Origin of the sequence: Pseudomonas sp. UBA6562, from assembly GCF_002434265.1 — a bacterium.
In the GTDB taxonomy this organism is placed as follows: domain Bacteria; phylum Pseudomonadota; class Gammaproteobacteria; order Pseudomonadales; family Pseudomonadaceae; genus Aquipseudomonas.
The window spans coordinates 569,743-596,155 of the sequence record NZ_DJJS01000008.1 but is presented as its reverse complement, the minus strand read 5'-3'; the positions used below and the strand labels follow the sequence as shown (position 1 = coordinate 596,155).

The window sequence follows — 26,413 nt, the reverse complement described above, 5'->3', positions numbered from 1 at the left end:
CATGCTGCCCTGGTGGATCGCCTTGCAATTTCTCAGCAGCCTGCCGGTGAGCCTGCCGGGCATGCCGAGCCCCGCGCAAATGGGCCGCTCGGTGTTGTGGTATCCGGCGGTGGGCCTGCTGTTCGGCGTGTTGCTGTGGGCCGGCAGCTCGCTGTTGCACGGCAGCCCGGCGCCGTTGCAGGCCGCGTTGCTGTTGAGCCTGTGGGTGGGTTTGAGCGGCGCGCTGCATCTGGACGGCTTGGCCGACAGCGCCGATGCCTGGCTGGGCGGCTTCGGCGACCGCGAGCGCACCTTGCAGATCATGAAGGACCCACGCAGCGGCCCCATTGCGGTGGTGACCCTGATGCTAGTGCTGCTGCTCAAGTTCTGCGCGCTGTGGGCCTTGCTGGAACAGGGCGCCGGTGCCTGGTTGCTGCTGGCGCCTGTAGTCGGGCGTGCGGCGTTGCTGGCGCTTTTGCGCGACACGCCCTACGTGCGTGCGGGCGGCTTGGGCGCTGCCTTGGCCGAACACTTGCCGCGCGACCGCGCACTCCAGGTGGTCCTGAGCTGCGCCGGCGGTTGTGTGTTGCTTGGCGGCTGGACTGCGGTGTGGGTCCTGTCGCTGGTGCTGGTCGCCTTCTACTGGCTGCGCCGCGCCATGTGCACGCGGTTGGGCGGCACCACGGGCGACACTGCCGGCGCCATGCTCGAGTTGCTGGAACTGGTGGTTGTCGTAGGACTGGCGCTGGCGCTTGGCTGAGGCCTAGGAAAGGTCTGACAGGATTGGGCGACTCACCTCGCGCGGCGCGTATACGTCCTGTAGACGCGCCGCCCTGCGAAGGCTGGTTAAGCTTCAGCCCCCCTTCAACGACCGAGTCTTCCTCCATGCTCCGATGGTTACTCGCCGGCCTGCTGGCCCTGGCAGCGTGGTCGGCCTGCGCTGCCGATCTGATCGATTTCTGGGATGAGCCCCGCAAGGGCGGCAACAGCTTCAATCGTCTACCGCCAGACCAAGCCTACTTCGACGCCCTGGCCGACTACGGCGCGACCTGGGTGCGCCTGTCCTATGACAAATGGGCGCCGGCCAAGCGCGATTTTCTCTTGGGCAATGCCGACGACTACCAAGGGCTGGTCGAGGCAGACCTGGCCCAACTGGTGCAGGTGCTCGACCGCGCCCACCAGGCCGGCCTCAAGGTGGTCATCGCGCCTTTGTCACTGCCTGGCATGCGCTGGTCGCAGAACAACGGCGGCGCGTTCGACGACCGGCTCTGGCAGCACCGCCGCTATTGGTCACAGGCGGCAGCCTTCTGGCGCGACCTGGCCAACGCGCTGCACGCCCATCCCGCCGTGGCCGCCTACAACCTGATCAACGAGCCGGCACCGGAGAAGAGGGCGGGTTTGCCCGAGCACGCCGATGTGGCGGCCATGCGCCAGTGGTACGCCGCTCAACGGGGCGGGCCGCGCGACCTGCCGGCGTTCTACCGGCAAGTGGTGGCGGCGGTCCGCGAAGTCGACGGCAACACCCCGGTGATGCTCGACGCCGGTTGGTACGCCGCCGCCGATGCCTTCGGCTATTGGCCGGCGCCGTTGGAGGATGCGCGGGCGCTCTACAGCGTGCATATGTACGAGCCGTACGCCGCGACCAGCGCGCCCAATCTGCTGCGCGCGCAGCCCTATGCCTACCCGGGCGGCGCACCGTTCGCCGGTCAGTGGCAACGTTGGGACGCCAAGCGCGTGCGTGACTACCTCGAGCGACCCCTCCAGTGGGCCGATGCCGTGGGCGTGCCGCGCAACCGCCTGGTGGTCGGTGAGTTCGGCTGCATGCGGCGTCTGCCGGGGTGTGTGCAGTACCTGGAAGATGTGCTCGACGTACTCGACGATCACCGCTTGCACTGGGCGTTCTACAGCTTCCGCGAAGATGCCTGGGACGGCATGGACTACGAACTGGGCAAGGCCAAGGTGCCTTGGCGCTATTGGCAGGCGATGGAGCAGGGCAAACCCGACCCGCTGCCGCGTCAGGCCACCGAGGCCTTCGAGCCGATCCTGCGCCGGTTGCGGCAGTAGTATTTCGACACATTTTCCTGACATGCACTGTCGAGCGCTTTCGGCCTGTGAGACAGTGCGGGGCATTGCACTGTCAGGAGATAACGACAATGAACGCCCTTTGGCGCAACAGCGGCTGGGTGCTGCTCGGCGCCGCGCTGATCCTTGCCTTGTCGCTCGGCGTACGCCACGGCTTCGGCCTGTTCCTGGCGCCGATGAGCGCGGATTTCGGCTGGGGCAGGGGCGTGTTCGCCCTGGCCATCGCCCTGCAAAACCTGGTCTGGGGTTTGGCGCAGCCCTTCGCTGGCGCCTTGGCCGACCGGCTCGGCGCTGCGCGTGTGGTGGTGGTCGGTGGTGTGCTGTATTGCATCGGGTTGATGCTGATGGCCCTGGCCGACTCGCCTTGGTCGCTGTCGCTCAGTGCCGGGCTGTTGATCGGCATCGGCCTGTCCGGCACCTCGTTTTCGGTGATTCTGGGCGTAGTCGGCCGTGCGGTGCCGGTCGAGCAGCGCAGCATGGCCATGGGCATCGCCAGCGCGGCAGGTTCGTTCGGCCAGTTCGTCATGCTGCCAGGCACCTTGGGAATGATTCAGTGGCTGGGCTGGTCGGCCGCGCTGCTCACGCTCGGCTTATTGGTGGCGTTGATCGTGCCCTTGGTGGGCATGCTGCGCGATCGGCCGCTGCCCCATACCGGCGTTGAGCAGACCCTGGGCCAGGCACTGCGCGAGGCCTGTTCGCATTCGGGGTTCTGGCTGTTGGGGCTGGGCTTTTTCGTGTGCGGGTTCCAGGTCGTGTTCATCGGCGTGCACCTGCCTTCGTATCTGGTCGATCAGCACTTGTCGGCTTCCATTGGCACCACGGTGTTGGCCCTGGTGGGGTTGTTCAACATCGTCGGCACCTATAGCGCCGGCTGGCTGGGCGGGCGCATGTCCAAGCCGCGCCTGCTGACGGCGCTGTATCTATTGCGCGCGGGCGTCATCGGGCTGTTCCTGTGGGCACCGGTCAGCGAGTTCAGCGCCTATGCGTTCGGTGTCGCCATGGGGCTGCTGTGGCTGTCCACCGTGCCGCTGACCAATGGCACGGTCGCCACGCTGTTCGGTGTGCGCAACCTGTCGATGCTCGGCGGCATCGTATTCCTGTTGCATCAGTTGGGCGCTTTCCTCGGGGGCTGGTTGGGCGGCATGGTGTATGACCGTACCGGTAGCTACGACCTGGTCTGGCAACTGTCGATCCTGCTCAGCCTGTTGGCCGCAGCACTGAACTGGCCGGTGCGCGAGCAGCCGGTGGCGCGGTTGCAGGTGGCGTCGTGAGGCCTGTTTGGGCAGCGGGCGTCGGTGTGGGCGTGGTAGTGGCGCTGTTGCTGCTGGGGTGGTGGGGCTGGCGGCAAGGCGGGTTGGCGTTGATGCAACTGGGCATGGGGCAGTGTTGAGCGCTAATCTGCGCCTTTCGATCACTGGCTAGGACATACCCATGAAGCTGACGCGATGGATGGCAATACCCCTACTGACCTGGGCCGCTGCCGGCTCGGCCTGGGCCGCCGAGTGCCCGGCCGTGCTGCAAGGCAGTTTGCCGGAGCTGCGCGGCAAGGGGCGGATCGACTTGTGCGAGCGCTACGCCGGCAAGCCCTTGGTGGTGATCAATACGGCCAGCTACTGCGGCTTTGCTCCGCAGTTCGAAGGGCTGGAAGCGGTGTACCAGCGGTACCACGGACAAGGTCTGGAAATGCTGGGCGTGCCGTCGAACGACTTCAAGCAGGAAGACGCCGACAGCGCCCAGACGGCCAAGGTATGCTACGCCAACTACGGCGTGACCTTCACCATGAGCAAGGAACAACCCGTGCGCGGCGCCGACGCCATTCCCCTGTTCGCCGAGCTGGGCCGGCAAAGCGCGGCGCCCAAGTGGAATTTCTACAAGTACGTGGTGGACCGTAAAGGCCAGGTGGTCGAGCAGTTTTCCAGCCTGACCAAGCCCGACGACCCTGCCTTCAAAGCGGCCATCGAAAAGGCCATCGCTTCGAAGCCCTGAGCGTGCGCAAGTCTTGGTCCGATGCCGTGTGCGGCGTTGGGTAGGGCATCAGTGCGGATGCACGGTCAGCGCTACCAGGCGCAGCACGAGGGGGCGCACGAACAGCACGCAGACGAAGGCCACCGGCATCGCCAGTCGGTAGGCCTTCAGGACGTTACCTAGGTACGCCTCATCGATGCCGGCAGTGGCTGCCGTGATCACGAAGCACATCAATAGGGCCATGATCGCCGACATATAGAGCGCGAACACATAGGGCGTGGCGGTCGGACGCAGCTTGCGGCTGCGGGCAGGTTGGAATGCGTTCATGCAACCTCCTTGAAGTAGGGAAGCCGCAGATTAGCCTTGGGTCGCAGGAGGCGAGTAGACCGGCACGAATGAGTTCTCTATAAAGGAAAACTTACGAATGCAGGGAGGGAGCGCCCGTGGACCTGCTCAATGCGATTCGCAGTTTCATCAAAGTCGTGGAAGCCGGCAGCCTTGCCGGCGGCGCGCGTAGCCTGGGCATCAGCCCGGCGGCGGTGAGCCAGACGCTGGCGCGCCTGGAGCGGCACCTGCAGACGCGCTTGCTGTCTCGCACCACCCGCAGCATGGCCCTGACCGCGGCTGGGGCGCTGTACTACGAGCGAGTGCGGCATGTCGAACGCGAGCTGGACCAAGCCGGCGAAGCGCTGAACACGCCTGACAGCGAGCCCCATGGACGGTTGTGCATCGCTTCCACCTCGGCGTTCGGCAGGCATGTACTGGCGCCTCTGATCCCGGCCTTCAGCGAACGTTACCCGCGGCTTTCGATAGAGTTGCTGACGAATGACCGCAAAGTCGACCATGGTCGCGAAGGTGTCGATGTCAGTCTACGCATTGACGCACAACTCGACGGTCATTTACTGGCGCGTCATATAGTGCGCATTCCCTTCGTCTGTTGCGCATCACCCGGCTATTTGGCCGCCGCCGGCTATCCCGCCACGCCCGAAGCACTGCGCGAGCATCGTTGCCTGGCGTTTCGCTATCCAGTCGACGGGCGCTTACTGCGCTGGGGGTTCGTGCGCGACGGGCTACGGTTGGAGGCCGATTTCGACCCTGTGCTGATCAGCGACGACATCGATGCCTTGGCGCACATGGCCGTGCACGACGGCGGCATCGTGCGCCTGGCGGATTTCATCGCCCGGCCGCACTTGGAAGCCGGACGCCTGGTCCCGCTGTTCGAACCCAAGCAGCCCCACCAGCAGCAATCCGATCAGGCGTATGCGCAAACCGAACCGATGGATATCTACCTGTGCGTTGCCGACCGCAGCGCCATGACCCAGAAGGTCAGGCTGTTGCTGGAGTACCTGCAGCGGCACCTGGCCCCAAGATGGCCGATCCAGGCATGAAAAAGCCGCCCGAAGGCGGCTCGATGTTGCATTGAGCGTGAATCAGAAGCGGTAGGTGAGCGAAGCGCCCAAGCCGTGCGCGCTGTTCTCGTACTTGGCCTGGTACCTGCCCTTGGTGGCGCTGGCCTGGTTGACCTTGGTGTCTTCTTCCCACAGGTAGGAGTAGGCCACGTCGATGGTCATGTCGTCGGTTGGGCTGTAGCCGGCACCCAGGCTGAAGATCCGGCGGTCGCCGGTGGGGATGCGTGGCGAACGGTCGTGGTTGTTGGTCGGCGACTGGTCCACGGAGAAGCCGGTGCGCAGGGTCCACTGCTTGTTGACCTTGTAGGACGCACCGACGGCATGGGCCCAGGTGTCATGCCAGTTCTGCTCTTCCTTGATGGTCTGGAAGGCCGAACCGACCAGAGGCCTTGGCACCTCGTTGTCGACGGTGATGTCTTTCAGGCGGCTCCAGCGTGTCCAGGTGCTGCCGGCGTACACAGTCCACTGATCGTCCAGCTCGTGGGTAACCGACAGGTCGACCGACTCGGGCGTCTTGATTTTCAGCGAGGCGTCGAACTTGCTGCCGCTGAGGCGCCCGAGCTGGGTGGAATTGACGCGTGTCTTGCCTTCGAGCTCGTAATCGACCATGGAGTGGTACGTCAGGCCGACGCGGGTGCGGTCGGTGGCCTGAACCAGCAGGCCGACGTTGTAGCCCACGGCCGTATCGTCGCCTTTGATCTTCACTTCGCCGTCGTTGCGCCCTGGGCTCGCCGGGTTGATCAGGTTCGAGCCCAGCTCGCCACGGATACGGTTGAAGGTGGGGCCGATGCCGATCGATACCTTGTCGTTGAAGGCGTAGCTGACGGTAGGCTGGAAGGTGATGACTTCGACGTGGCTTTTCTTGCCCCAGTAGCGCGCGGCATCGTCGCTACCGTAGTCGGTGACCAGGCCGAAGGGCACGTAGACGCCGAAGCCTACGCTCCAGTTGTCGTCGAGTGGTTTGACGTAGTAACCCATCGGTACGCCGACCAGTGGAACCATGTCCCCATCGGTTTCCCCACCGAGGTTGCTGCCTGGCCCAGAGATATCGGTTTTGGCGATGACCGCCGCACCGCCGACGGTGACTTGCTGACGCTTGAGCCGCGACATGCCGGCAGGGTTGCCGTACACGGTGCTGGCGTCATCGGCAGCGGAAGAACGACCCGCGAAACCCGTCCCCATGCCACTGACGCTTTGCTCGTTGAGCGCGAAGCCGGCGGCGAACAGCTGGGTCGATGCGAGGGCAACGGCCATGCTGAGGGAGGTTTTGAGCATTACTTTTTTCATTATTAGAAAACTCCTTGGGATCTCCGGGGCGAAACGCTACCAACAAAAACTACGCCGCGCTAGCTGTGTTATCGGGGCTAATCGTGCGTCTTTGTAGGACAATCCGACCAGAATCTTCCTTTTTCCTGTGGGTTTGTAGGACGCTTCTTAAATAGCGGGCGAAAAAGCGGGATTAACGCAGTTTTCCCAGGCAATTCGGAAATCCCGGAGCCGGCCATGGGGGCTAAAAATTTGTCGCCAAATGCGTGCCAAGCCCATGATGTCGTCTGCGGCCGGCAATGCAGTGGCCTGTCGTTCGATCAACAGCCAGGCGATGGCCGTGGCGTAGCGCAGGTTGACCGTCAACTCCAGGTGCGGGCCGCCTAAAAAGGCATGCTGACTGGCCAGCCCGCGCACCCGGCTGGCCATATCCGGATCGCGTGCGAGGAAGTTATCCCATAAAAGGTTATGGCGGCTTTCGTCGATACGGTAAAGGCCATGCCCACGACGATCATGCAATGCCGCGCCCAAGGAGGATTGGCTAGCCGCCACGCCCAACAGCAGCGCCTCGGCACTGGCGCAATGCCGATCGAGATAGACCAGGGTGGGGCGGATGACGTACTGGCTCAATTCCTTGGCAGCGATACCCATGATGCCCTCGCAACGAGTAAGGGCCGACGGGCGCTGGAGCTTGGCAGCAGGGGAGGATCAGGCCCGTCGGAAGCGGCAAGCGCCACTCGAATTGAAGTGTAGTGTGAGAATCATGAGGTAAAGGGCTGTTTTTAAATCGATTACTGCCTGACGGCCCGGTCGATATGCCGGGTGGCGATTAGCCGGAAGGGTGTCAGGCAGTTATATAAGGCTGGCATTCATGGTTTGAATGGCCAGGTATTCGCCAATCACGCAGTGAGCGATTGGCGAGTGCGGTCGATGACCGCTTGCAGCGGTGCTGCTGTGCTGTACTGCTCGACGTACAAGCGTTCGCTATGGCAAGCGATGCCGTTCTCGTCGACGAGGGTGAAACTGAAGCTTTCCTTGCGTGGTGCGACGATCAAGCAAGTCAGCGGTGCGAAGGCCTGGGAAAGGGTTCCGAAGGCAGATTGGATATGATGAGTTGTCATTTTTTTGAGGTTCCTGCTCAAGACACGGGATTCGATCCGTGCACTATAGAAACGTTCCAGTGACGCCATTATTAAACGGCGAAAAACCTGGCTGGAACAAATAGCAGTCAGCAAGGCGCTGATAAGTGGTGCGCTGGGCTGGCTGGTAGGTACTTGGGGAGGTGGGCAACGAGCCAGGGCATAGGTTCAGGCCACTGGTGAAGATCCCGATCAATCATCAGGTGATTCGCGCTGCATCAGCGATGGGCTGTGAGGGGAATCATCGAGTGCGTCGGTCCTGGTTTCAGCGAGGCTTCGGACGTGAAGACGAGATCGCAAGGACGGGACGATTGGAATTGACGTTCTGCTTGGGTACTAACGGGACGAACCTTAGCCCAACGAAAGTGGATGTGCAAGCATTATTTGCTAGCCGTTGGGTAAGCCGGCCATTATGCCTGCAAACACAAGGCCTGACCAGCCGTCCGCAACCTGCCTGCAACCCAGGCCAACCCGCTGTTGCTGCGCGAACATTATGGCGACGCAGCACTTGTACACACGGGCCACGCAAACGGTTTCCCACAGCCACGCAGGTGATTGTCGATCGCCAATGCCTTGACTGCTTGCTTAAGTCAATGAAAAAAAACACTATTTTTGACTGGTGAAAAAATCGTCAGTTTGACTGCAGGCCCCATTCTATAAGGGTTTGCAGGCCGATGAGGGGGGTTGTCCACCGAGTTATCCACAGCTTCTGTGGATTGTCGGCGGCGCTTGCTCTAGCACGGGCACCTTGCCAAGGGTCGTCGACCTTGCATCCATCACGCGGCCCCTCTGCGGAACTGACATTGGAAGCAAAACCGTCAAGAAATGATCATCAAATTTTTTCCAGACCTTCTCGAACGCGTTCGAGCCATCGCTCGCAAAAAAGAGTAGAGTGGCGCGCTTTTCCAAATCGCTGTTGCTGTGCGCCCATGATGTTTCGCGAAAAATTCGTTTCCAGCGTCGCTTCCCAAGCGCTGCCAAAGCCCAAGCGTTTGTCTCTGAAGGTGGCATTGTGGCTGCTCGACAGCCCCCGCCTGGGTGACAAACAACCCATCAAGCACTTTGCCGGCCGCCTGCTCAAACAGCCCGCCCGCCAAGGGATCGTGGCGGCGCAAAGCCGTCTGGGGCAACTCCTGTGCCGTGATTGCGGCCACCCCCGCGACCGTCGTATCGGCCATGAGCTTCTGCGCCAGGCGGCGCGTGCCGGCGATGCGCAGGCCCAGCAGGCCTACGCCCGACTCAACCAGAACGGCTGAAGCCACGCGCATGAAGGCCCGTATCCAGCCGAGCTGATAAGCTGGCGGCTTTTCTCTGGCAAGCATTGGGAGCCCCCATGGCCGTGGACCTTACCAGCATTCTGCTGGGCTTCATCGTGGCCGCCGTGCCGTGCCTGGGTTGGGCGCTACAGATCCAGCGGCGACTCACTACAGCTCAGGGCGACAAAGCCATGGCCGAAGAGCGTCTGGGCAACGCGCAACTGGCCCAGGAGGGCTTGCAGGCCCAGTTGGACGCCACCCGCGACGAAATCAGCGACCTCAGCGAAGCCAACGCGCTCAAGCAGGCCAACCTGGCCGCCCAGCAGCGCGAGGTGGAACTGCTGCAGATCGAGCGGGACAACGCCCGTGACGCCGCCCACGCCTGGCACTTGGAACGCAGCAACCGCGAAACCGAACTGCGCCGCCTGGAAGCCCAGGCCGCACGCCTGGAAGCCGAGCTGCGCGAACAACAGGAGAACCATCAGCAACGTTTGGAGGACCTGCAGCAGGCCCGCGATACCCTGCGCGCGCAGTTCGCCGAAATGGCCACCAAGATCTTCGACGAGCGCGAGCAGCGCTTCGCCCAGACCAGCCAGCAGCACCTGGGCCAGTTGCTCGACCCACTCAAGGAACGCATCCAGGCGTTCGAAAAGCGCGTGGAGGAAAGCTATCAGCAAGAAGCCCGCGAACGTTTCTCGCTGGGCAAGGAGCTGGAGCGTCTGCAACAGCTCAACCAGCGTCTGTCGGACGAAGCCACCAACCTGACCCAGGCCCTCAAGGGCCAGAAAACCCAGGGCAACTGGGGCGAGCTGATCCTGGAGCGGGTGCTGGAACACGCAGGTCTGGAAAAGGGCCGCGAATACCAGACCCAGGTCAGCTTGAAGAGCGCCGACGGCGAGCGCTTCCAGCCCGACGTGCTGATCATGATGCCAGGCAACAAGCAGGTGATCGTCGACGCCAAGGTCAGCCTGACCGCCTACCAGCAGTACGTCAGCGAGTCGGACAATAGCCGCGGCCAGGCGGCGTTGAAGCAGCACGTGCAGTCGTTGCGCAGCCACGTCAAAGGCCTTTCCGGCAAGGATTACAACCGTCTGGAAGGACTGCACAGCCTCGACTTCGTGCTGCTCTTCGTGCCCATCGAGGCAGCTTTCTCGGCGGCCTTGCAGGCCGAACCGAACCTGTTCCAGGAAGCCTTCGACAAGCAGATCGTGATCGTCAGCCCGACCACGCTGCTGGCCACGCTCCGGGTGATCGACAGCCTGTGGAAGCAGGAACGGCAGAGCCAGAACGCCCGCGAGATCGCCGAGCGCGCCGGTTGGCTATACGACAAGTTCGTGTTGTTCATCCAGGACCTGGACGAACTCGGCAATCGCCTGCAACAGGTCGACAAAGCCTATGCGGCGGCGCGCAACAAACTGTGCGAAGGACGCGGCAACCTGATCAGCCGCAGCGAGCAACTCAAGCTGCTCGGCGCGCGCGCCAGCAAGAGCCTACCGGCCGACCTGCTGGAGCGCGCCTTGACCCAGGAGGTCAGTGCACCAGGCTCAGATGACGGTTGAGCAAGGCGCGCAACGCAGCGGGCTTGACCGGTTTGGAGAGAAAGTCCAGGCCTGCGGCATGTACCTGGGCAATGGTTTCGCTGCGCCCATCGGCACTGATCACCACCCCCGGCACCGGCTCGCCGAGCCGCGTGCGTAACCAGGCCATCAACTGCGTGCCGGTCTCGCCCTCGTCCAAGTGGTAGTCCACCAGCGCCAGGTGTGGGCGCAGGCCGCTCTCCAGCAGCGCCTGGCACTGCGTGCGGTTGCTGGCGGTCCACACCTGGCAGCCCCAGCGCCCCAGCAGGCTGGTCATGCCCACCAGGATGCTGTCTTCGTTGTCCACGCACAGCACCTGCAAGCCGGCCAACGGCTGACCCGTCTGCTCCGGCACGGGCGCGGCGATAGCGGCGGGCGCGCGGGAGATCGGTACGCCGACACGGAACACGCTGCCTTTGCCTGGCCACGAGCGCACCTGCAAGGGGTGGCCAAGCACCCGGCACAGGCCGTCGGCGATGGCCAGGCCCAGCCCCAGCCCTTTCTCGGCACGGGTCTGGTGGCTGTCCAGGCGCTTGAATTCCTCGAAGATCACCTGCAGCTTGTCGTCGGCGATGCCCGGACCGCGGTCCCACACCTCCAGCCACAGCAGCTCGCCCTCGCGCCGCGTGCCTAGCAGGATCGGGCCCCGACCATAGCGCAGGGCGTTGGTCAGGAAGTTCTGCAGCACCCGACGCAGCAGCTTGATGTCGCTGGCCACCCGCAGGCGGCTACCACGCAGGCGGAACGCCAGCTGTTTCTCCGCCGCCAGCACCTTGAACTCGGCGCCCAGCGTGTCGAACAGCTCGCCCAGGGCGAACGGCTTCACATCGGGGGTGATCTTGCGGTTTTCCAGGCGCGAGATGTCCAGCAGGTCGCTGATCAGTTCCTCGGCCGAGCGCAGCGAACTGTCCAGGTGCCGCACCAGTTGCCGCGCATCGTCGGTCATGCCGTCGTCCTGCTGCGACAGGGCGGCGGAGAACAGCCGCGCGGCATTGAGCGGCTGCATCAGGTCGTGGCTGACCGCCGCCAGGAAACGTGTCTTCGATTGACTGACCGCTTCGGCATGGCTCTTGGCCTCGGACAGCGCCTGGTTCAGTTGCGACAGCTCATGGGTACGCTCGGCGACCCGTTGCTCGAGGCTTTCGTTGGCATCCTTGAGCGCCTGCTCGGCATCGCGGAACGGCGTGATGTCGGTGAAGCTCATGACGAAGCCGCCGCCAGGCATCGGGTTGCCGATCAGTTCGATCACCCGACCGTTGGGGAACAGCCGCTCGGAGGTGTGCGCCCGGCCTTGGCGCATCCAGTGCAGGCGGCGCGCCACGTGCACCTGGGCCTCGCCCGGCCCGCACAGACCGCGTTCGGCGTTGTAGCGGATGATGTCGGCGATCGGCCGGCCGACGCCGATCAAGCCTTCGGGGTAGTTGAACAGTTCCAGGTAGCGGCGGTTCCAGGCCACCAGGTGCAGGTTCTGGTCCACCACGCTGATGCCCTGATTGATGTTCTCGATCGCCCCTTGCAGCAGCGCGCGGTTGAACTGCAATACCTCCGAAGCTTCGTCGGCGATGCGCACCACGTCTTCGAGCTGCATGTCGCGGCCCTCGATGGCGGCCTTGACCACGGCGCGGGTCGAAGAGGTGCCGAGCACCCCGGCCAGCAAGCGCTCGGTGTGCTCGATCCAGTCGCCATCGGCGTTCTGGCTGGGGTTGAAGCTCTTGCCCTGCAAGGCGGCGAAGCGCTCGAAGCTCTGCCGTGCGCGTTCCTCGCCGACGAAGCGTGCTGCCAGGTTGAGCAAGTCGTCGATCTGCACCGCCAGCAGGGAGCGGTGGCCGGGGCGGGCGCTGCTCTGCTGGCCGATGAAACGCCCGGCCTGCCAGTGTTCCGACACGCGCGTGCGCGACAGCACCGAGACCCAGGCGAACAGGGTGAAGTTGCCGGCCAGCGACAGCACCACGCCCTGGGTCAGCGGGCTGATCGGCAGGTTCAGCGGGTTGCCGTGCAGCCATTCCAACCCTGGGAACAGCGCCAGCGACCAGCCCAGGCTGTGGGCGGCGATCGGCAGCACCAGGGTGTAGAACCAGAGGAAGGTGCCGGCCGCGAGCCCGGCGAACACGCCGCGGCGGTTGGCCTGTTTCCAATACAGCGCGCCGAGCATGGCCGGGGCCAACTGGGTGACGGCGGCGAAGGCGATCTGGCCGATGGTCGCCAGGCTCGCCGTAGAGCCCAGCAGGCGGTAGCTGACGTAGGCCAGCAGCAGGATCACCACGATGGTCACGCGGCGCACCGAGAGCATCCAGTGGCGGAACACCTCGAACGGGCGCTCGGCGTTGTTGCGGCGCAGCAGCCAGGGCAGCAGCATGTCGTTGGAGACCATGGTCGACAGCGCCACGGCCTCGACGATGACCATCCCGGTGGCCGCCGAGGCGCCGCCGATGAAGGCCAGCAGGGCCAGGCTCGGGTGCGCCTCGGCCAACGGCAGGCTTATCACGAACGAGTCGGACATCACCGTACCGGGCAACAGCATCTGCCCGGCCAGGGCAATGGGCACCACGAACAGCGCGGCCAGCGCCAGGTACAGCGGGAACACCCAGCGCGCCATGCGCACGTCCTGCGGGTCGATGTTCTCCACCACGGTGACGTGGAACTGCCGCGGCAGGCAGATGATCGCCATCATCGCCACGCAGGTCTGCACCACCATCGACGGCCAATTGATGGTTTCCTGCCAGTAGTGCTCCAGGTGCAGCGACTGGCGCGCCTGGCCGAGCAGGTCGTCGAAGCCGTCGTACAGGTTGAACACGACGAACACACCGACCGCAAGAAACGCCAGCAGCTTGACCAGCGACTCGAAGGCGATGGCCAGGACCATGCCGCGGTGGTGCTCGGTGACGTCCAGGCTGCGCGTGCCGAAGACGATGGCGAACAGCGCCAATACCAGCGACACCACCATGGCGGTGTCCTGCACCCGCGTGCCGGTGGCGTCGGCGCTGGCACCGATCAGCAGGTTCACGCCGAGCACGATGCCCTTGAGCTGCAAAGCGATGTAGGGCAACACGCCGACCAGGCAGATCAGCGCCACCACCACGGCCAGGCTCTGCGACTTGCCGTAGCGGGCGGCGATGAAGTCGGCGATGGAGGTGATGTTTTCCTGTTTGCTGATCAGCACCATCTTCTGCACCACCCAGGGCGCGCCGATCAGCAACAGGATCGGCCCCAGGTAGATCGGCAGGAACGCCCACAGCTGCTCGGCGGCCTGGCCGACGGCGCCGAAGAAGGTCCAACTGGTGCAGTACACCGCCAGCGACAGGCTGTAGACCCAGGCGCGCAGGCGCGGGGGCAGGGGGGTGCTGCGCCGGTCGCCGTAGAAGGCGATGGCGAACATGATGGCCATGTAGGCGAGGGCGACGACGGCGATCAGCCCGCTGGACAACGACATGAAAACTCCGCAGGGCAGTGGAACGGTCGGTTCGGAAGGCGCGAGTCTGGCACGTCGGGGGCATGCGCGTCAGGTTCGACGAAGGTCTGTAGCCGAGGCTTCCACAGGGGTAAGGGCCACTTCCACAAACCGGTGCATGCTCGGGGGAGAGGCATCGCTCATGTTCAGGTTTGTTACGCAGGGCGTAAGACACTGTTGCATCTAAGACTAAGGTCGTCTGGTTGGCTTTACCGCTGCGCCTAAAGTTGACACGGGTATTCCCTAATCTGTGCTGCTAGGACAAAAACAATGAACGACAGCATTTATCTATCGATACAGAACAGTCCGCGTTTCAAGGAGCTGGTGCGCAAGCGCGAGCGCTTCGCCTGGATCCTGTCGGGCATCATGCTCGGGCTGTATTCGGCCTTCATCCTGCTCATCGCCTATGGCCCGCAGTTGCTCGGCGCCAAACTCAGCCCCGGCTCCTCGACCACCTGGGGCATCCCGCTGGGGGTCGGGTTGATCGTCGCCGCCTTCATCCTCACGGCCATCTACGTACGCCGCGCCAACGGCGAGTTCGACGCGTTGAACCAAGCCGTACTCAAGGAGGTGCAGCCATGATGCGCCTCTCCACGTCGCTGATCGCCCTGGCCGGCACCACCCTGGCCCCGCTCACCTTCGCCGCCGACGCCCTGACCGGCGAAGTGCACAAGCAGCCGCTGAACGTCTCGGCCATCGCCATGTTCCTGGCCTTCGTGCTGTTCACCCTGGGGATCACCTACTGGGCCTCGAAGCGCAACCGCTCCGCCGCCGACTACTACGCCGCAGGCGGGCGCATCACGGGCTTCCAGAACGGCCTGGCGATCGCCGGCGACTTCATGTCGGCCGCCTCCTTCCTGGGGATTTCCGCGCTGGTGTATACTTCCGGCTACGACGGCCTGATCTACTCCATCGGCTTCCTGGTCGGCTGGCCGATCATTCTCTTCCTGATCGCCGAGCGCCTGCGCAACCTGGGCAAATACACCTTCGCGGACGTGGCCTCCTACCGCCTGGGGCAGAAGCAGATCCGCACCCTGTCGGCCTCCGGCTCGCTGGTGGTGGTGGCCTTCTACCTGATCGCGCAGATGGTCGGCGCCGGCAAGCTGATCCAGCTGCTGTTCGGCCTGGACTACCACGTCGCGGTGATTCTGGTCGGCATCCTCATGTGCCTGTACGTCTTGTTCGGCGGCATGCTGGCCACCACTTGGGTGCAGATCATCAAAGCCGTGCTGCTGCTCTCGGGCGCAAGCTTCATGGCGCTGATGGTGATGAAGCACGTGGGCTTCGATTTCAACACGCTGTTCTCCGAAGCGATCAAGGTGCACGCCAAAGGCGAGGCGATCATGAGCCCGGGCGGCCTGGTCAAGGATCCGATCTCGGCCTTCTCCCTGGGCCTGGCGCTGATGTTCGGCACCGCCGGCCTGCCGCACATCCTGATGCGCTTCTTCACCGTGTCCGACGCCAAGGAAGCGCGCAAGAGCGTGCTGTACGCCACCGGCTTCATCGGCTACTTCTACATCCTGACCTTCATCATCGGCTTCGGCGCGATCCTGCTGGTGAGCACCAATCCGGCCTTCAAGGACGCCGCAGGCGCCTTGCTCGGCGGCAACAACATGGCGGCGGTGCACCTGGCCGATGCCGTGGGCGGCAGCATCTTCCTGGGCTTCATCTCGGCGGTGGCCTTCGCCACTATCCTTGCCGTGGTGGCGGGCCTGACCCTGGCCGGTGCTTCGGCGGTGTCCCACGACCTGTACGCCAGCGTGTGGCGCAAGGGCAAGGTCAACGACAAGGATGAAATCCGCGTCTCGAAGATCACCACCGTAGCCTTAGGCATCCTGGCCATCGGCCTGGGCATCCTGTTCGAGAACCAGAACATTGCCTTCATGGTGGGCCTGGCCTTCTCCATCGCCGCCAGCTGCAACTTCCCGGTGCTGCTGCTTTCGATGTACTGGCAGAAACTGACTACACGCGGTGCCATGATCGGCGGCTGGCTGGGGCTGATCAGCGCCGTGGGCCTGATGGTGCTCGGCCCAACCATCTGGGTGCAGATCCTGGGGCATGAAAAGGCCATCTATCCGTACGAGTACCCGGCGCTGTTCTCCATGGTCATCGCCTTCGTCGGTATCTGGTTCTTCTCGATCACCGACAAGTCCGCGGCGGCGGAAAAGGAACGTGCGCTGTTCTTCCCGCAGTTCGTACGCTCGCAGACCGGCCTTGGCGCCAGTGGCGCGGTGTCTCACTGACCGGCATTGACCCTGCGTAATGCTTGACGCCCCGCTCGCGGGGCGTTTTTGCGTCCGGGGTTTGCCTAAGCAGCAGCCTTGGGAAATTTCCTCACGTCCTTGGGAAGGGTCTGGGTTCGTGCCTACAACCTTTTACGAATAATCCTTGTGTCGACGGCATTCCGCCGGGCTGACGTTCTGCCTGCACTGTGTTTGCAGGCCCTTTCAAGGAGATTGAATTCGTGAAACGCATCCTTCTGGCCCTTCCCCTGGCCTTGCTCAGTGCGACCGCCGCGCTGGCCGCCGATCCCATCGAGAAGCAAGTGCAGGTCATCGCCACCGTTCCGACGGCCGCGTTCTATGTCGAGCCGGTCGGCGGCGGCTGGATGAACGATCCGCAGGAGCTGCCGTGGAACTCGTTCCAAGGCGCGTTCGGCACTATAGACAAGCAGTTGCAGGTCAAGAGCACCGTGGGCGACATCTCGGCCTACCTGGTCTCGCCCGCGATCATTTCCAGCGGTGCCGAGGCCATCGGCCTGGACGTCAAGGTCGCCGGTACGTCGCTGAGCACCACGCCCGTCACTGTGGTGCCTGCCGCCCAAGCCAACGCCGGCACGACCGTCGGCTTCCAGGTCGCCGCCGTGACGCCGTCTACCGGCAGCTTCGTGCCGGGCGACTACCAAGGCTTGGTCAGCATGGTGTTCGAAACCGCCGCGCCCTGAGCACGCTCGCTTCAGATTCCCTTCAATCCGTCACTGCCGGCCCTTGCTTCGCGTTCGTTCGCGCGCAGGGGGCGGCACTGCCAACGGACAGCCAGATGGCCAGACTTTCTCTCTACCGTTCTCGGCACGGCGCGCTACGCGCTTGCCTGTGCCTTGGCGCTTGGCTGAGCTATAGCCAAGCCAGCGCCGACGTACTCGGCGACCTGGTGCCGGCCCAAGGGCTGCCCAGCGGCTTCGAAGCGCATTTTTTCGAAGTGCCGCTGGCGGTCAGGGTCGATCTGGACGGCCGCTACCTGGGCGATGCCATGGTGGTGCTGTCGCGCGACGACCGGGTGCAACTGCTGGAATTCACCGACGTACGGGAGAGCCAGGAACCGGCTGCGGTACGCCGTCGCTGGCTGCAGCGCTTGAGCGCCGGTCGGCCTTTGGGCGACTGCCGCCAGGACTGCCCGGATAAGCTCAAGGCCATCCATTACAGCCTGGTCAACTCGCAACTGTCCCTGCTCACCGAAAACGCCGAACAACAGGGCGAGGCCCCGCGCTATCACGCCCTGCCCGAAGACGGCAGCTACGGCCTCTTGCTGCGCAACCAGCTCAACCTGGTCGACGGCGGCAACGGCACCACTGGCCGTTACGCATTACAGGGGCAGGGCAGCCTCGGTGCCTGGAGCACCCTGGCCCAGGCGCAGGTGGACCGCAGCAGCGAGTATCGGCAAGGCACTCGCCATCGCCTCGACCAGCTGTACGCCGAGCGCGTCGTCGACGACCGCTTCTACCGCCTGGGCTACTTCACCCCCGATGCCCAAGGCCTGACTCGCCAACCCAGGCTGTACGGCAACAGCCCGCAAACCACGTTGGGCGTGATGCTGGGCAGCAGCGACAGCCTGCTGATCGATGCCGGCCAGCCCAGCACCACGCCGATCTACGTCACGCCCAACCGACCGGGCATCGTCGAGCTGTACCGCAACGGCGTGCTGATCAACAGCCAGGCCGTACAGCCGGGCCTGCAAACCCTCGACACCCGCGTGCTGCCGCCCGGCATCTACGAGATCGAGGTGCGCCTGATCGAAGACGGTCAGGAAACCTCGCGCACCCAGGCATTCGTCTACAAGCCCAGCACCTGGCGCAACCTCGACAGCCGCTGGCGCTACAACCTGTACCTGGGGCAGCGCTCCACGCTGCTGAGCAACTGGGACGACGACCAGGGCGCGCGCCTGAGCGCCGGCGTGCTGACCAACTACCTGCTGCACCCCACCGCCGTGCTGGGCCTGTCCGCGCAGCAGGTCGACCAGGCCCAGCAATACGGCACCTCGCTCGACTGGGATATCCGCGAACGGTTGAAACTCTACGGCAGCCTGTACCAGACCTCCGGACAGGGCAGCGGTTACGACCTGCAACTGATCCATGACCATGAGTTCGGCTCGTTGGTCGCCAGCTACAGCCGCAGCCGCGTGCTGGCCGAGCGGGGTCGCCGGACGTCGTCCTTCGAGCGAGGCGACGTGAGCCAAGCCTCGCTGTCGTGGAACCAGCGCCTGAGCAACCGCAGCACCGCCACCCTGCGGCTGGCCCACAGCAGCGGCGCCTCCGCAGGGCTGGGTATCGACCTGGGCTGGGCGTTCTATGGCAAGTTGCTGGGCTCGGACGCCAACTGGCGCATCTCGCTGTTCGACCGGCCCGGCACCCTGAGCACCGGCGACACCCGTGACCGTGGCGTCAACCTGAGCGTGAGCATGAGCCTGGGCGAGCCGGGCCGGCGCATCGGCGCCACCCTGGGCAGCCGCACGTCGCGCGACGGCGGCCGCGACCAGAACGCCGCCTTGACCTACCAGCAGAAAGTCGAACTGGGCGCCTTGCACACGGTGTCCGGCACCGCCAGCTTCGACCGTTACGGCACAGGTCTGGTGGGCAATCTGCAGTTCCACAACCAGTACCTGTATGGCGATGCCTTCGCCCAGCGCTCGTCCTACAGCGGCCAGTTCAGCGGCGGCTTCAACCTGCAGAGCCTGGTGGCGGTGGGCGGCGGCGCGATGGCCTTGAGCGGGCAGATCATTCCCCAGGACGCCGGCCTGATCGTCGACGTCGACACCGACCTGCCGGACCTGGAACTGCGCGCCTACGATACCCAAGGCCCGAGCACGCGGCTGCGCCCCGGGCGCAACCTGGTGCCGGTGTCGGCCTACAAGGCCGGCAACGTGCAGTTCGACTTCACCGGCGACGACGACCCGGTGGCAGTGATCCAGCCGAACACCGTCGACTACCACCTCAACCGCGGTGCGGTGGGCTTCAAGCAGGTGCGTGTACTACGCACCGTGACCGTGCTCGGGCGCCTGGTGGATACCCAGGGTAAAGGCTTGGCAGGCGTCTCGGTGATCAACCATGCCAGCCGCAGCATCAGCGAGGCGGACGGTTGGTTCACGGTGCAGATGAGCCAGTCCGCGCCGTCGCTGGAAGTGCGCCAGCGTGACCGCTCGTTGTGCCAATTGGACCTGGACCTCGAACGCTACACCCGCGAACAGCAGATCGTGCTGGCTGGCGACCTGGCCTGCGTACCCGGCCCGCTGCTGTCGGCGCAGGGCGCGGTGGCGCCCGGCGACAGTTGATAGCGCCTGGCCGGCGCTGTGCCATCGGCCAGGCCCAATCCCTTGTGGAGCATTGCAATGCGTGAACAACGACCCTTCGGCCGTTACCTGGCGACCCTGTGTCTGCTGCTGTCGGCCGGCAGCGGCGCTGCCCAGGCGGCGGACATCACTTTCACCGCGCGTTACGTGGGTGGCACCGACCGCGAATTCGAAAACACCACACCGCCCTCGGGCTGGTGCAACGGTCTGCCCGATTTCTGCGATGGCCATACCACCGTCGGCCTGCCGATCACCTACAGCAAGGTCAGCGTGGCGTACGCTCCGGACGTGCGCGATCGCTTCTACATCAGCATGCCCGGCAACCGCAAGGTCACCGTGACCAACAATCGGGGGGAGAGCCACACCCTCGACCTGACGTTCGGCAGCGTCAGCCAGAACATGTGGAGCTATTCGAGCAGCCCGCCACCGACCATGGGCGGCGAGGTACGCGGTGGCTGTACCGCGCTGACCAGCAGTTGGGACGAAGACCCCGGCGATCCGAGCGTTCCCCGCTATGGCTACTACGCCTGGTGGATCAGCAAGCCCGCCACCCCAACGCCCTGCTATTCGGACTCTTCGGAATCTGCGCCGGGCGAGCGCTTCGAGAGCGTGATTGATTCGTTCTCCGTGGGCTACAACCTGTACCTGCCCAACCCCAACCGCATGCGCCAAGGCTTTTACCGGGGCAGCGTGACGTACCTGATCGGCCCGGGCATGGACATCGACCTAGGCAACAACGTCAAGAACCTCAACGCCAACAGCCTGACCGTGAACTTCGAGTTGAGCGTCGAGCATGCCCTGGACATCCGTTTTCCGCCGGGCTTCGAGCATGCCGTGCTGGAGCCGCCAGGCGGTTGGCAGGGATGGATGGCCGGGCGCGGCCTACCGCCCAAGGTGCACCGCGACTTACCGTTCTTTCTCTGGTCCACCGGCCCGTTTAGCGTGTTCAGACGCTGCGAACATCGGGCGGGCGATGCCTGCGCCATCCGCAACGCCCAAGGTCGGCAAGTACCGGTGCTGGTTACGTTGAGCTTGCCGCGCGGGGCCAGCACGGGCAACGCACCCGTCGACAGGGCGCCGATCCCCTTCGGTCCGGCTTCGCCCTTGCGCATCGAACAGTCGACGGCGCTCAGCGACGAACGCAGCCAATTGCATTTCGAAGTGGACCGCTCGGGAGTCGAGGAAATGGTGCGTGACCCCGGCAGTACCTATGGGGGCGAAGTGACCGTGGTATTCGACGCGGATCTATAAATCGCCATCAGAAATTTCTCTTTTTCTTTGAGACTTTTCCGGCATCCATTCCGGCACACCTTCGCAACAATGCGCCGGTGATGTTCTTTCGCTATCAATGAGGAGGGCCCATGGCTCTGGGTAAGTGCTTGATATGGCTGGCCGCATTGGCGGTGGCCTGGCCGGCGCACGCTGCGCCGGAACTCAATGTCGGCACGCTTTACGACTATTTGGAGCCGGGCTCCAGCACGCTGCTCAAGCGCATCCGCAACGGCGGCGACACCACAGCCTTCGTCAAAGTCAGCGTGATAGAGCTGGTTTACGATGCCCAGGGCAAACCGCGCGAGGTCGACCTCGAAGGCATGGCGTTGAGCGAGCGTGGCCTGATCGTCAGCCCTGCGCGGCTGATCGTGCCGGCCCGCGGCATGCAGGCGATGCGTGTGTTGTACCGCAGCGACCGCGACCGCGAGCGCTATTTCCGTTTGCGCTTCATTCCGGTGCTGCCCGAGCAGGGCGACGGTTTCGCCCTCAGCGAGGCCGAAGCCAAGGCCTATGGCGACACGCTCAAGGCCGGGGTGCAGCTGTTGGCGGGCTACGGCACGCTGCTGTTCGTGCGTCCCGAGCGTAGCCATTACGACACCCTCGTACAGATGCGCCAAGGGCGTTTGCACATGCACAACCGGGGTAACGCCACCGTGGTGCTCGACCATGTGCGCCACTGCGCGCCCACGGGATTAACCTGCGCGACCCCGACCAAGCTGCACCTGCTGCCCGGGCGCGAGCGCGAGTTGCCCGCTCAGCCTGGACGCACCTACAAACTGCAATTGCAGGAAGGCGACAAGACCCAGGACTTGGCCTTCGACAGCTGAGCCTAGGCAACTGGTAGTGGAGCATGGACATGTACAAAGCCCTGGTGGTCGACGATCACCCCTTCATTCGTGCCAGCGTCCGCCTGCAGCTCAGCCATGAGCAGGTGCAGGTGGTAGGCGAGGCCGACAACGGTGTGGATGCCCTACACCTGATCAAAGAGCACCGGCCTGACCTGGTGGTGCTCGACATCGCCTTGCCCGGCCTTGATGGCATGCAGGTGCTGCAACGCATCAGGGCGCTGGACACGCCGCCGAAGGTACTGGTGCTCACCTCGCACCTGCCCGATACCTTTTCGCTGCGCTGCATGAAGGGCGGCGCGGTGGGCTTCGTGTGCAAGAGCGACGACCTGACCGAGCTGGGCAAGGCGGTGTTGGCGATCCGCTCGGGCTACACCTATTTCCCCGACGTGCTGTTCAGTTCGGTGCGCCGCCAGGACATGCGGGCCCCCGAGGCCCACTGCCTGGCCAACCTCAGCGACCGCGAGATGGTGATCCTGCAATACCTGGCGCGGGGTTTGAGCAACAAGCTTATCGGTGAACTGATGTTGCTGAGCAACAAGACCGTCAGTACCTACAAGGCACGCCTGTTGCAGAAACTGGGCGTGAACACCCTGATCGACCTGGCCGACCTGGCCAGGCGTAACGGAATCGTGTGATCGACGCAGACCGTGGGTAGCCTGCTGCAAGGCGCTGGGCTGTTGCTCTGGCTGCTGCTGTACGCGCCCTTGGGCTGGGGCGAGGAAGCACATCCGCCACTGCTGGGCCGCTCGTCGCTGGGCCGCACGCTGGCCTATCCGGACGACGAGCAACTGCGCTGGCTGTGGGCGCGCCATGACTTGCGCCTGGGAGTGCTGCACCCTGACCACCCACCCTTCGACCTGATCGGCCCCGGCCAGGAATACGAAGGCATCACAGCCGACTACGCCGGGTTGCTGGGCGAATTCCTGCAATTGCCCATCGAGGTGCATGTCTTCCCTTCCATGGACCAGGCCGCCGCCGCCCTGCGCGAGGGGCGGGTGGATGTCCTGGGCGGTGTTGGCCAAGCCCAGGCCCAGCAGGCCGGCCTGCGCCTGTCGCTGGCCTATGCCCAGGACGTGCCACGGCTGGTGGTCGACGACGAGCGGCGCATCGGCTGCGAAAGCGGCGCCGCGCTGCGCCTCGCCCTGCGCAAGGGTTACCGGCAGGCCGAGCAGGCCCACGCCTACTATCCCAACGCCCAGCTTGTGCCTTACGAATCGGCCCGCGAGGCCATGCTCGCGGTCGCCTTCGGCCAGGCCGACGCCTTTCTGGGCGGCGCGTTGGAGAGCCATTACCTGGTCGGTCGTAGTCCGGGCACCCGCTTGCGGGTCCGCGAATGCCCCGGCTGGAGCAGCCAGGCAGTGGGTTTCGCCACCCTGGCCACACAACCCACGCTGGGCCGCTCGATCGACCAGGTGCTGAGCGAGGTGCCGCCGGCCGAGCACGCGCGCATTCTTCAGCGCTGGGTGCCCTTCGTCGAACCGCTGTTGGAGCCTGCGCCCTTGCGCTTGAGCGCTGCGGAAAAGCGCTGGCTGCAGCGTCACCCACGGCTGCGCGTATTGCTCGGCAAACAGATGCTGCCGTTCAGTTACCAAAGCGACGACGGCCAGTTCAAGGGCTTGAGCGTCGATGTGCTGCAACGCATAGGGCGCATCACCGGCTTGGAGTTCGAGCTGGCCGCAGGCGGCACGGTGGAACAGATGGTCGGCGAAGTGCGCCAAGGGCGCGCCGATCTCATCGCCGCGCTGACCGCGAGCCCAAGTCGCGAGGCCGCGCTGACTTTCAGCCGTGCCTACCTGACCACGGCCAGGGTGCTGGTGACTACCCCCGATGGCCCAGCCGTCAACGACCTGGCCGCTCTGCAAGGGCAGCGGGTAGCGGTGCTGGCCAGTGGTTGGCCGAACCAGTATTTGCGCGAGCGGTACCCGACCATTCAACGCGTGCCCAGCCGTGGCCCGCTGGACGCCGTACTCAAGGTGGTCAATGGTCGCGCGCAGGCGGCGATCGTACCGTTGGCCAGCGCCCGCGCGTTGCAGGCAAGGCTTGCGCCCGGCAGTTTCAAGATCGTCGGTGGGTCGGCGCTGGCGCCGGCGCACATCGCTCTGGCCACGGGCCGTGGCGAATCCGAGCTGGTTTCGATCCTCAACAAGGCGCTGGCCAGCCTGGCGCCCCAGGAACTCGATGGCATGGCCTGGCGTTGGCAGGGCGAACTGATCGTCAACGACCACTTTTGGCACCGCCATCGCCGCGAGGTCTTGCAAGGTGCCATGGCCGTCACCGTGCTGCTGGTCTTGGCACTGGTATGGGTACGCTATCTGCGGCGTCTGGTGCGCGTGCGCGAGCGCGCCGAGCAAGCACTGGCCGACCAGTTGCAGTTCATGCGCGTGATGATCGACGGCACGCCGCACCCGCTGTACGTGTGCGACCGCAACGGACGCCTGTTGACCTGCAACAGCTGCTACCTGGAAACCCTAGGCGTCAGCCGCGAGGAAGTGGTCGGCCAGTTGCTCGGCTGCATGCCGCATCTGGCCTGGCAGCGGGGTTGGCGCGAAGTGCTGGGCAGCGGCAAAGTGCAGGTCGAAGACCGCCATGTGGTCCTGGCCGACGGTCGCGTGCGCACCTTCTACCACTGGATGCTGCCGTGCGTGGGCGGGCATGCCGAAGCCAGCGTGATCGCCGGCTGGATCGACGTCACCGAGCGCCACCACCTGCAGGCCGAACTGCAGCGCGCCAAGGAGCAGGCCGAACGCGCCAACCAAGCCAAGAGCCATTTTCTTGCGACCATGAGCCACGAGATCCGCACCCCGCTCAACGCCGTGCTGGGCACGTTGGAGTTGGCCTTGGGCAAGGCCGAACAGGGCGTGCTCGACAGGCTGTCGATTGCCGTGGCGTGCGATGCGGCGCGCGGGCTGCTGGCCTTGATCGGCGACATCCTCGACATGAACCGCATCGAGGCCGGGCATCTGGAGCTCAGGTTGGAGCCGGTCCAGTTGGCCCACGAAGCCGGGGCGGTGGTGCACCTGTTCCAGCAGCAAGCCCAGGACAAAGGTCTGGCGCTGTCGTTGGCCTTCGAAGGCGAGGTGCAAACGCCGGTATTGCTCGACCCGGTGCGCTTCAAGCAGGTGCTCGCCAACCTGCTGAGCAATGCCATCAAATTCACCCAGCAGGGCGAGGTGCGCGCCACCTTGCGTCTGGTGCCCGAACAAGGTCGGCTGGGCTTGACCCTGACCGTCGAAGACACTGGCATCGGCATCGCCGAAGCCGATCTGGCGCGTTTGGGCGAGCCGTTCTGGCAGGCTTGCCAGCATGACCGTAGCACCCGCCGCGGCGCAGGCCTGGGATTGTCGATCAGCCGTACCCTGTGCGATCTGATGGGGGCGAACATGACCCTCGACAGCACACTGGGGCAGGGCACGCGTATTGCCCTGCACCTGCTGGTGGACCACGCCTCCAGCCCGGCGTTGATCGAAGCCGAGCCGTCGACCCTGGCCCGTGCGCAGCGGCCGCAGCGTGCCCTACGTGTGCTGGTGGCCGACGATTACCCGGCCAACCGTCTGCTGTTGGCCAATCAGCTCGACCACCTGGGCCATCAGGCCAGCCTGGCCGAGCAGGGCGCCCAGGCCCTGCGCCTGTGGATGAGCCAGCCGTTCGACCTGCTCATCACCGATTGCCGCATGCCGGTGCTCGACGGCCATGGCCTGAGCCGCGCCATTCGCCTGCACGAGCGGCGCCATGGCTTGCCCCGTTGCCGCATTCTGGGCCTAACCGCCAATGCCCTGGCCAGCGAGCGCCGGCGCTGTCTGGCCTCGGGCATGGACGACTGTCTGTTCAAGCCGCTGAGCCTGGCCAGTCTGCGCCAGGCGCTGGAGGCCGTGCCGGGGGGGATGGACAGTATCGAGCCCCAGGCTGAGGGCGGCGAACCAGTAGCCGACTGTTCCAGCCTGGCCCGGCTGGCGGCAGGACGAAGGGACGTGTTGGAAAGGTTGCTGAACGATCTGCTGGAAAGCAATCGACGCGATTCGACCCGATTACGAGCGTTGGCGCAGGCAGGCGATCGACGCGGTCTTGGCGAGCTGGCGCACCGTATCAAGGGTGGCGCGAGGATGGTCAGGGCGCAGCAGGTGATGCGCGCCTGCGAGCAAGTCGAACGTACGTGCGCACGGCCGGACACGGTGCCTTCCCAGTTGGGCGAGCACATAGAAGGCCTTGCGCAAGCGGTGTCGGCCGTACAGGCCGCATTGCAACAGGAGCTGTACAAGCAGGGGCTGGCGGTGGATCGGAGCGACGGCGACGGCATGCAAAACGGCCCCGACCGTGCCGGCGCGTCGTCTCTTGCATGAGACGCGTCGGTCGCTCGGGGCCGCTCTGGCCTGTGGCGCAGGTGGCCGGAACGTCGGCTACCGGCTCAGGCGAGCCGTTATATCCGGCCCAGCACCAGCAGGATCAGCAGGACCACCAGGATCACGCCGATGATGCCGGACGGACCGTAGCCCCACGAGCGGGAGTGAGGGAACACTGGCAGGCCGCCTACCAGCAGCAGAATCAGGACGATGATGAGGATCGTGGTCATGGTGGAATCCTTGCGTGAACGAATGATTGGGGAACGTCGAGCG

The 26,413-nt window shown here is 64.7% G+C and carries 21 protein-coding genes and 1 pseudogene; 16 read left to right on the top strand and 6 right to left on the bottom strand.

Annotated features, from left to right (window positions below; genetic code table 11):
- Nucleotide 1 precedes the first annotated feature (1 nt).
- The 5 genes from B4M43_RS18340 (at nucleotide 2) to B4M43_RS18320 (ending at nucleotide 4,047) form a co-directional block, all read left to right on the top strand.
- Nucleotides 2–739: an adenosylcobinamide-GDP ribazoletransferase gene (locus B4M43_RS18340; RefSeq protein ID WP_296268877.1), complete on the top strand. Its 738-nt coding sequence runs from the start codon at nucleotides 2–4 to the stop codon at nucleotides 737–739.
- A 191-nt stretch (nucleotides 740–930) separates the two neighbouring features.
- Nucleotides 931–2,043, top strand: coding sequence for a glycoside hydrolase family 5 protein (locus B4M43_RS18335; protein ID WP_349681659.1), 1,113 nt, complete (start codon nucleotides 931–933; stop codon nucleotides 2,041–2,043).
- Nucleotides 2,044–2,132: 89 nt separating this feature from the next.
- Nucleotides 2,133–3,332 carry an MFS transporter gene (locus B4M43_RS18330; protein WP_296268875.1) on the top strand — a complete coding sequence of 400 codons (1,200 nt, stop codon included), beginning with the start codon at nucleotides 2,133–2,135 and terminating at the stop codon, nucleotides 3,330–3,332.
- Nucleotides 3,329–3,451 carry a hypothetical protein gene (locus tag B4M43_RS18325; protein WP_296268874.1) on the top strand — a complete coding sequence of 41 codons (123 nt, stop codon included), beginning with the start codon at nucleotides 3,329–3,331 and terminating at the stop codon, nucleotides 3,449–3,451. The genes B4M43_RS18330 and B4M43_RS18325 overlap by 4 nt, the downstream gene beginning before the upstream one ends.
- A gap of 41 nt (nucleotides 3,452–3,492) precedes the next feature.
- On the top strand, nucleotides 3,493–4,047 hold the full coding sequence (locus tag B4M43_RS18320) for a glutathione peroxidase (RefSeq protein ID WP_296268873.1): 555 nt from the start codon (nucleotides 3,493–3,495) through the stop codon (nucleotides 4,045–4,047).
- A 48-nt stretch (nucleotides 4,048–4,095) separates the two neighbouring features.
- On the opposite strand, the gene B4M43_RS18315 is transcribed toward B4M43_RS18320, so the two are convergent.
- Nucleotides 4,096–4,353, bottom strand: a complete 258-nt coding sequence (locus B4M43_RS18315; RefSeq protein ID WP_296268872.1) for a DUF2798 domain-containing protein — start codon at nucleotides 4,351–4,353, stop codon at nucleotides 4,096–4,098.
- Between the two features lie 116 nt (nucleotides 4,354–4,469).
- Between B4M43_RS18315 and B4M43_RS18310 the strand changes: the two genes are divergently transcribed.
- Nucleotides 4,470–5,414 (top strand): LysR family transcriptional regulator, encoded by a 945-nt coding sequence (locus B4M43_RS18310; protein WP_296268871.1) that lies wholly within the window; start codon nucleotides 4,470–4,472, stop codon nucleotides 5,412–5,414.
- A 42-nt stretch (nucleotides 5,415–5,456) separates the two neighbouring features.
- On the opposite strand, the gene B4M43_RS18305 is transcribed toward B4M43_RS18310, so the two are convergent.
- The 3 genes from B4M43_RS18305 to B4M43_RS18295 all read right to left on the bottom strand — a co-directional run bounded on the left by B4M43_RS18305 (nucleotide 5,457) and on the right by B4M43_RS18295 (nucleotide 7,822).
- Entirely contained in the window at nucleotides 5,457–6,722 is a 1,266-nt protein-coding gene (locus B4M43_RS18305; RefSeq protein WP_296268870.1) for an OmpP1/FadL family transporter, read from the bottom strand.
- 147 nt (nucleotides 6,723–6,869) lie between these two features.
- The gene (locus B4M43_RS18300) at nucleotides 6,870–7,352 is read right to left on the bottom strand and encodes a hypothetical protein (RefSeq protein ID WP_296268869.1); all 483 of its coding nucleotides are present in this window, start codon (nucleotides 7,350–7,352) and stop codon (nucleotides 6,870–6,872) included.
- A 248-nt stretch (nucleotides 7,353–7,600) separates the two neighbouring features.
- Nucleotides 7,601–7,822: a hypothetical protein gene (locus B4M43_RS18295; protein WP_296268868.1), complete on the bottom strand. Its 222-nt coding sequence runs from the start codon at nucleotides 7,820–7,822 to the stop codon at nucleotides 7,601–7,603.
- Nucleotides 7,823–8,769: 947 nt separating this feature from the next.
- On the opposite strand from B4M43_RS18295, the pseudogene B4M43_RS18290 reads away from it, so the two are divergent.
- Together B4M43_RS18290 and rmuC are read left to right on the top strand one after the other, a co-directional pair.
- Nucleotides 8,770–9,090 (top strand): annotated as a pseudogene (locus B4M43_RS18290) (sel1 repeat family protein); the annotation flags it as partial.
- 197 nt (nucleotides 9,091–9,287) lie between these two features.
- Complete coding sequence (gene rmuC, locus B4M43_RS18285; protein WP_296269030.1) at nucleotides 9,288–10,655, top strand: DNA recombination protein RmuC; 1,368 nt, start codon at nucleotides 9,288–9,290, stop codon at nucleotides 10,653–10,655.
- On the opposite strand, the gene B4M43_RS18280 is transcribed toward rmuC, so the two are convergent.
- Entirely contained in the window at nucleotides 10,627–14,103 is a 3,477-nt protein-coding gene (locus B4M43_RS18280; RefSeq protein ID WP_296268867.1) for a hybrid sensor histidine kinase/response regulator, read from the bottom strand. The two genes, rmuC and B4M43_RS18280, sit on opposite strands and share 29 nt — an antisense overlap.
- A gap of 288 nt (nucleotides 14,104–14,391) precedes the next feature.
- Between B4M43_RS18280 and B4M43_RS18275 the strand changes: the two genes are divergently transcribed.
- From B4M43_RS18275 to B4M43_RS18240, 8 genes are all read left to right on the top strand, one after another.
- The gene (locus tag B4M43_RS18275) at nucleotides 14,392–14,703 is read left to right on the top strand and encodes a DUF485 domain-containing protein (protein WP_296268866.1); all 312 of its coding nucleotides are present in this window, start codon (nucleotides 14,392–14,394) and stop codon (nucleotides 14,701–14,703) included.
- Nucleotides 14,700–16,364, top strand: coding sequence for a cation acetate symporter (locus tag B4M43_RS18270; protein ID WP_296268865.1), 1,665 nt, complete (start codon nucleotides 14,700–14,702; stop codon nucleotides 16,362–16,364). The genes B4M43_RS18275 and B4M43_RS18270 overlap by 4 nt, the downstream gene beginning before the upstream one ends.
- Before the next feature lie 221 nt (nucleotides 16,365–16,585).
- Nucleotides 16,586–17,065, top strand: a complete 480-nt coding sequence (locus tag B4M43_RS18265; protein WP_296268864.1) for a CS1 type fimbrial major subunit — start codon at nucleotides 16,586–16,588, stop codon at nucleotides 17,063–17,065.
- A 95-nt stretch (nucleotides 17,066–17,160) separates the two neighbouring features.
- Nucleotides 17,161–19,665, top strand: coding sequence for a CS1-pili formation C-terminal domain-containing protein (locus tag B4M43_RS18260; protein ID WP_296268863.1), 2,505 nt, complete (start codon nucleotides 17,161–17,163; stop codon nucleotides 19,663–19,665).
- 57 nt (nucleotides 19,666–19,722) lie between these two features.
- Nucleotides 19,723–20,934, top strand: coding sequence for a hypothetical protein (locus tag B4M43_RS18255; RefSeq protein ID WP_296268862.1), 1,212 nt, complete (start codon nucleotides 19,723–19,725; stop codon nucleotides 20,932–20,934).
- Between the two features lie 110 nt (nucleotides 20,935–21,044).
- Nucleotides 21,045–21,782, top strand: a complete 738-nt coding sequence (locus B4M43_RS18250; RefSeq protein WP_296268861.1) for a molecular chaperone — start codon at nucleotides 21,045–21,047, stop codon at nucleotides 21,780–21,782.
- Between the two features lie 29 nt (nucleotides 21,783–21,811).
- Nucleotides 21,812–22,438 carry a response regulator transcription factor gene (locus tag B4M43_RS18245; RefSeq protein WP_296268860.1) on the top strand — a complete coding sequence of 209 codons (627 nt, stop codon included), beginning with the start codon at nucleotides 21,812–21,814 and terminating at the stop codon, nucleotides 22,436–22,438.
- A gap of 12 nt (nucleotides 22,439–22,450) precedes the next feature.
- Nucleotides 22,451–26,140: a transporter substrate-binding domain-containing protein gene (locus B4M43_RS18240; RefSeq protein WP_296268859.1), complete on the top strand. Its 3,690-nt coding sequence runs from the start codon at nucleotides 22,451–22,453 to the stop codon at nucleotides 26,138–26,140.
- Nucleotides 26,141–26,217: 77 nt separating this feature from the next.
- Here the strand turns inward: B4M43_RS18240 and B4M43_RS18235 are convergent, their stop codons facing one another.
- Nucleotides 26,218–26,370, bottom strand: a complete 153-nt coding sequence (locus tag B4M43_RS18235) for a DUF3309 family protein (protein WP_296268858.1) — start codon at nucleotides 26,368–26,370, stop codon at nucleotides 26,218–26,220.
- Between the last annotated feature and the right edge of the window lie 43 nt (nucleotides 26,371–26,413).

What these genes read in the sequence shown, in the direction of transcription:
- B4M43_RS18255 (WP_296268862.1), top strand. Translation starts at nt 19,723, where the DNA reads ATGCGTGAACAACGACCCTTCGGCCGTTACCTGGCGACCCTGTGTCTG.
- B4M43_RS18305 (WP_296268870.1), bottom strand. Translation starts at nt 6,722, where the DNA reads ATGAAAAAAGTAATGCTCAAAACCTCCCTCAGCATGGCCGTTGCCCTC.
- B4M43_RS18260 (WP_296268863.1), top strand. Translation starts at nt 17,161, where the DNA reads ATGGCCAGACTTTCTCTCTACCGTTCTCGGCACGGCGCGCTACGCGCT.
- B4M43_RS18235 (WP_296268858.1), bottom strand. Translation starts at nt 26,370, where the DNA reads ATGACCACGATCCTCATCATCGTCCTGATTCTGCTGCTGGTAGGCGGC.
- B4M43_RS18275 (WP_296268866.1), top strand. Translation starts at nt 14,392, where the DNA reads ATGAACGACAGCATTTATCTATCGATACAGAACAGTCCGCGTTTCAAG.
- B4M43_RS18295 (WP_296268868.1), bottom strand. Translation starts at nt 7,822, where the DNA reads ATGACAACTCATCATATCCAATCTGCCTTCGGAACCCTTTCCCAGGCC.
- B4M43_RS18245 (WP_296268860.1), top strand. Translation starts at nt 21,812, where the DNA reads ATGTACAAAGCCCTGGTGGTCGACGATCACCCCTTCATTCGTGCCAGC.
- B4M43_RS18280 (WP_296268867.1), bottom strand. Translation starts at nt 14,103, where the DNA reads ATGTCGTTGTCCAGCGGGCTGATCGCCGTCGTCGCCCTCGCCTACATG.
- B4M43_RS18270 (WP_296268865.1), top strand. Translation starts at nt 14,700, where the DNA reads ATGATGCGCCTCTCCACGTCGCTGATCGCCCTGGCCGGCACCACCCTG.
- rmuC (WP_296269030.1), top strand. Translation starts at nt 9,288, where the DNA reads ATGGCCGAAGAGCGTCTGGGCAACGCGCAACTGGCCCAGGAGGGCTTG.
- B4M43_RS18300 (WP_296268869.1), bottom strand. Translation starts at nt 7,352, where the DNA reads ATGGGTATCGCTGCCAAGGAATTGAGCCAGTACGTCATCCGCCCCACC.
- B4M43_RS18250 (WP_296268861.1), top strand. Translation starts at nt 21,045, where the DNA reads ATGGCTCTGGGTAAGTGCTTGATATGGCTGGCCGCATTGGCGGTGGCC.
- B4M43_RS18315 (WP_296268872.1), bottom strand. Translation starts at nt 4,353, where the DNA reads ATGAACGCATTCCAACCTGCCCGCAGCCGCAAGCTGCGTCCGACCGCC.
- B4M43_RS18340 (WP_296268877.1), top strand. Translation starts at nt 2, where the DNA reads ATGCTGCCCTGGTGGATCGCCTTGCAATTTCTCAGCAGCCTGCCGGTG.
- B4M43_RS18320 (WP_296268873.1), top strand. Translation starts at nt 3,493, where the DNA reads ATGAAGCTGACGCGATGGATGGCAATACCCCTACTGACCTGGGCCGCT.
- B4M43_RS18330 (WP_296268875.1), top strand. Translation starts at nt 2,133, where the DNA reads ATGAACGCCCTTTGGCGCAACAGCGGCTGGGTGCTGCTCGGCGCCGCG.